At 56.1% G+C, this 239-nt stretch carries 1 rRNA gene; it reads left to right on the top strand.

Annotated features, from left to right (window positions below):
- Nucleotides 1-239: ribosomal RNA gene (locus F1003_RS19180) — 23S ribosomal RNA — on the top strand; the annotation flags it as partial.

Below are 239 nucleotides of genomic sequence, written 5' to 3'. Positions count from 1 at the left end.
CTGGGGCTGTAGTCGGTCCCAAGGGTTGGGCTGTTCGCCCATTAAAGCGGTACGCGAGCTGGGTTCAGAACGTCGTGAGACAGTTCGGTCCCTATCCGTCGTGGGCGTAGGAAATTTGAGAGGAGCTGTCCTTAGTACGAGAGGACCGGGATGGACACACCGCTGGTGTACCAGTTGTCTTGCCAAAGGCATCGCTGGGTAGCTATGTGTGGACGGGATAAGTGCTGAAAGCATCTAAG

This window comes from Winogradskyella ouciana (genome assembly GCF_009709615.1).
Lineage (GTDB): Bacteria > Bacteroidota > Bacteroidia > Flavobacteriales > Flavobacteriaceae > Winogradskyella > Winogradskyella ouciana.
This window is presented reverse-complemented; position numbering and strand designations above follow the sequence as displayed.